Source organism: Enterococcus sp. HY326, assembly GCF_026157065.1.
GTDB lineage: Bacteria > Bacillota > Bacilli > Lactobacillales > Enterococcaceae > HY326.
Map to the genome: position 1 here is coordinate 1 of NZ_JANLGQ010000020.1, position 3,736 is coordinate 3,736.

Sequence of the window (3,736 nt, forward strand, 5' to 3'; positions counted from 1 at the left end):
GGAGCCACTATCACATGCCTTATGAGTTGGAAGTTGCTACACTTCATCTAAAACCCTCTTAAAACACGCCCTAAGAGCCTTGTTTTAGATTACTGACCTTTCGGTCCATGTTTCCACCCTAGCCGTTTAAATCGGTCGCTACCACCCTTCAGAACACAAGGGCATAAGGCTACCCTTGCTATGTGTTCCTAGCATTCCTTATTGCAGCGGCGAATACTTAACCTTTCGTCTTATTTCCCATCTTCTAAGGGTCGGACAGTGGCACGTCCGCTTGTTCCAAACAAAAAAGGCACTCAGCTTTAACTGAATACCTTTTATCTATCAAGTCTTGATTTCTTCCGTCAGATTTCATATAATTGGCATTGACTTCAGTTTCGAAGTATACTAATTAGTAAGAATGACGTTAGAAGTGGTTTTGATTGATATTCTGAGTATCAATTAAAGCTCTTAAAGAAGGATTTCCAGTCCAACTTTAAGCTAACGTTTATTTTTTTGCCCTTTTTCTGGCATTTATTCAATTGTTTTACTTTTTTAGATTACGCTTTACAGATAGTGATTGCAACATTTTTATTTGAAAAATATTAAAAAAAGCAAAATAGCCATAAACTGGTCATAGATACATCCAAATAAAATATTGAAAGGTAAACTGGTGATATCCTATCTTTTGCACATATAAATACTACCAAAGCCATAATATTTAATAATATATAGATACAAAAGATTAAAAGATTAATAATTGCACGTAGTTTATTCCATTTCCTATTCCAAATTATAGAAAACAAGCAGCTAGAAGACAAACAAGATAATATAGACAATATGATTCCCACATAAAAATGATATACTCCCACATAAACCATATTGAATAACAGGTATAGAGACATAGTTAGCGTAATACACAATAATATCTGAAAAATTAGGACTAAGAAAAGTTTCAAATTCTTGTTCATTTTTTTCTCCCTTTTTTTAAATTTTTTTTACCTTCTTATTTTGTAATCTTAGCTATAAATGTTTCGTACGATAAATTCTTTTTTGCTAGTTCTTCATTCTTTTTTTCTAGTTCTTTTTTATTTTTTAATAATGTATAATATTCTTTTTCTAAGATTTCTAATTCTGTTGAGCTTATGAATTTTTTTTCATCTTTAATAACTGATACACCAATATCTACGCTTGCACTTCGAATGTTTTCAATTTCTTTTTTTAATGAATTATTTTCAAAAAATAATTGTCTATTTTTTTCTTTTAAAGTTTCAATTTGATCATTTAAATATTCAGTCTCAATGTTTTCAACATAGATTGGATATTCTTTTAAACTCGAAAAAGCGCTATCTTGGAGGAAGTTTTTTTGAAGAAAATCTGCAATTTTTTTATTTGAAAATTCATTAAAATTTTTATTCATTCTAAGAGCGATTATTATCGTCTCAATTTCTTGGATATCTACCTCTCTAACTTTTAACTTATCACCACCCCTTAGTTTTACTATTTGATATCTGAGTGATGCTGAAGATACCTTCAATTTTTTTTTAAGTTCCTCGAAATTCATATCTATCTCCTTCAATCAAAGATTTAATAACACGTATTCTTTAATATATATCATTAAATAACGTTTTTTCAATTAAATTATTCCAAGTCTTAATTTTTGACTATTTATCATTGACTTGCAATAACTATTATCTTTTTTATCTAATAGTTATTTAACGACTTAGTAGACATAATGCCGATTATCCAAAGTAGCCCGCCAGATCAACGTCTAGCGGGCTTTTCCTTGTGAATTTTTTGAAGTCTAGCATTTCTCATTTTTCAAACGTTGCATTCGCAGCATTCTTCCGGCTCAACACTTAGTGAAATTTTCTTGATGGGAACTAAGACCCTTGTTATACTAATCGTATTAGAGTAACAACATTCGAAAGCGATGCTTGTTCTGCCCTCAGCCGACGCTGTCTGTTTTCAAACAGGGCCGCTCGCCTGGGGCGAGGCGGCCTGTCTGCCAGCGGCAAGACAGGTTTCCCTACTTGAAACAGTTACAGCGACGTGTGTGTTCACGAAGGTGAACAGGGCAAAGTAGACGCTTTTGAGCACCGAGAGCAACGACCGTTGCTCTCGGTGGGACCCCCGTACTCTAACAGGGGGGTAGTAAATCGGTAAATTAGGTTCGGAACAGTAGTAAATCGTTGATATATAAGCGTTTGTTGCCTTTACATTGTCTCGAAAAAAAACACCGATTTTGTAAAGGCAATTTTTATTTCCAAATTGAAAACATTTTTTAGAGGATACTCGTTTTTCGAGTATCTTTTTCGTTTCTGCTTTTACATTGATTTCTGTGCTTAATTCTTCACTCGGAAACTCCTTGAACTGATAAGAAATTTTGTTTGGGGGTGCAAACCCGTAGCCTGCCAGTACGTAGCCAGTTCCTAAGTAACAAAAAAACTCACTGCGGGGACAGTGAGTTAGGGTAGGAGTAAAAAATGAAAAAGTGTTTTATTTTGGTTTGTTTTATTGGGATGAGTTCATCGTACATCCAAAATATGATGAAAATTTGTTCTTTTTGTAGCAATCTCATGATTTTTTTTTTCTTTGATTCTTGTTAACGCTCCTCTTAAACATAAAACCAAATGATTTCTCTAAATATGATACTTAAGGAAAAATGTTCCTTTTAAAATTTCACAAACAAATGTTGCAAAAGCATAAGGGAAACCTGATATCAATATTGATATCAACCGCAGAGCGGTTGGTTTTTAGCGTGATATCAGTTTTTTTTCACATGCGGCAAATATGGTCATATATGCCGGATCTAAACACTCTTCAATTGAGCTCTCAAGTTACTTTTAGCTTCATTTTTTTTATCGGTTTATGGAACACTTAAATTATTTCCAAAACTGAAACCATTTTTTCGATAGTTCAGGTATTTCTTCTTTTGAAGCTTCCGATAGCTGTTGTTCCACTTCTTCCTTACTTTCTCGGCGCGATTCTTCTGTATACGTAACCAATAATTGAGATTGCAGCTGTTCGATTTGTTTGTTAGCTTGAAGAGTAAGTTGTTGTTGCTGGTCTACCAATTTTTCTAACTTCTCAATTCTCAAAATTTTATTATCATTTTCACTCTCTAAAAACTTGATATATCTATCCTTATCTGAATTATCTAATTTATTCGTTTTTATATTTGAATTATCTGATTCAATATCTAAAATATTCAAATCATTATCCGAATTATCTATTCCTAAAATTCTTTTTATTCGAACTTGATCATCTTCAAATAGTATATATTTATTACCTCTTTTGTTAGGTCTTTCACTAACAGATAGGCCTTCTATAATTTTTTGAATTGCTTGTTTTGAATAATCAATTTCATCAGCAAGCTCTTTGATAGTTTTGTAGTTTTCCAAGGGAATCACTCCTTCGCAGTAAGTATACCGTATTTAGAAATAAGGAACGAATGTCACGGCAGTTTTCGTCTAAACTTGCAAGTAAAACAACGGTTTACAGTACGTAGTAGCTGCTAAGGCATTTTGGCGTACCGCCAACCTCTACGAGGCCGTTCGCTAAGGCTCACTCTCGCCAGATCGTTGCTAAGGCAACTGGCTCACGCCTGTTCCGCTAAGGCTCCACAGGTTATCCTTCTTTCTTTTTTTCAAAATCAAAAGAAAAAACACTAGACAAACGCTCTCCGAATTGCTAACAGAGGGGCTGTTGTACTGGTGTTGAGCATAGTTGTACCCTAGTATCTGACAGAAAAATGTAT

General features: G+C 33.6%; 2 protein-coding genes. Both read right to left on the reverse strand.

Annotated features, from left to right (window positions below; all coding sequences use genetic code 11):
• Nucleotides 1-982: 982 nt before the first annotated feature.
• On the reverse strand, nucleotides 983-1,540 hold the full coding sequence (locus ORH16_RS18730; protein WP_265460450.1) for a hypothetical protein: 558 nt from the start codon (nucleotides 1,538-1,540) through the stop codon (nucleotides 983-985).
• Nucleotides 1,541-2,861: 1,321 nt separating this feature from the next.
• Nucleotides 2,862-3,380 carry a DUF536 domain-containing protein gene (locus ORH16_RS18735; RefSeq protein ID WP_265460451.1) on the reverse strand — a complete coding sequence of 173 codons (519 nt, stop codon included), beginning with the start codon at nucleotides 3,378-3,380 and terminating at the stop codon, nucleotides 2,862-2,864.
• Nucleotides 3,381-3,736 lie beyond the last annotated feature (356 nt).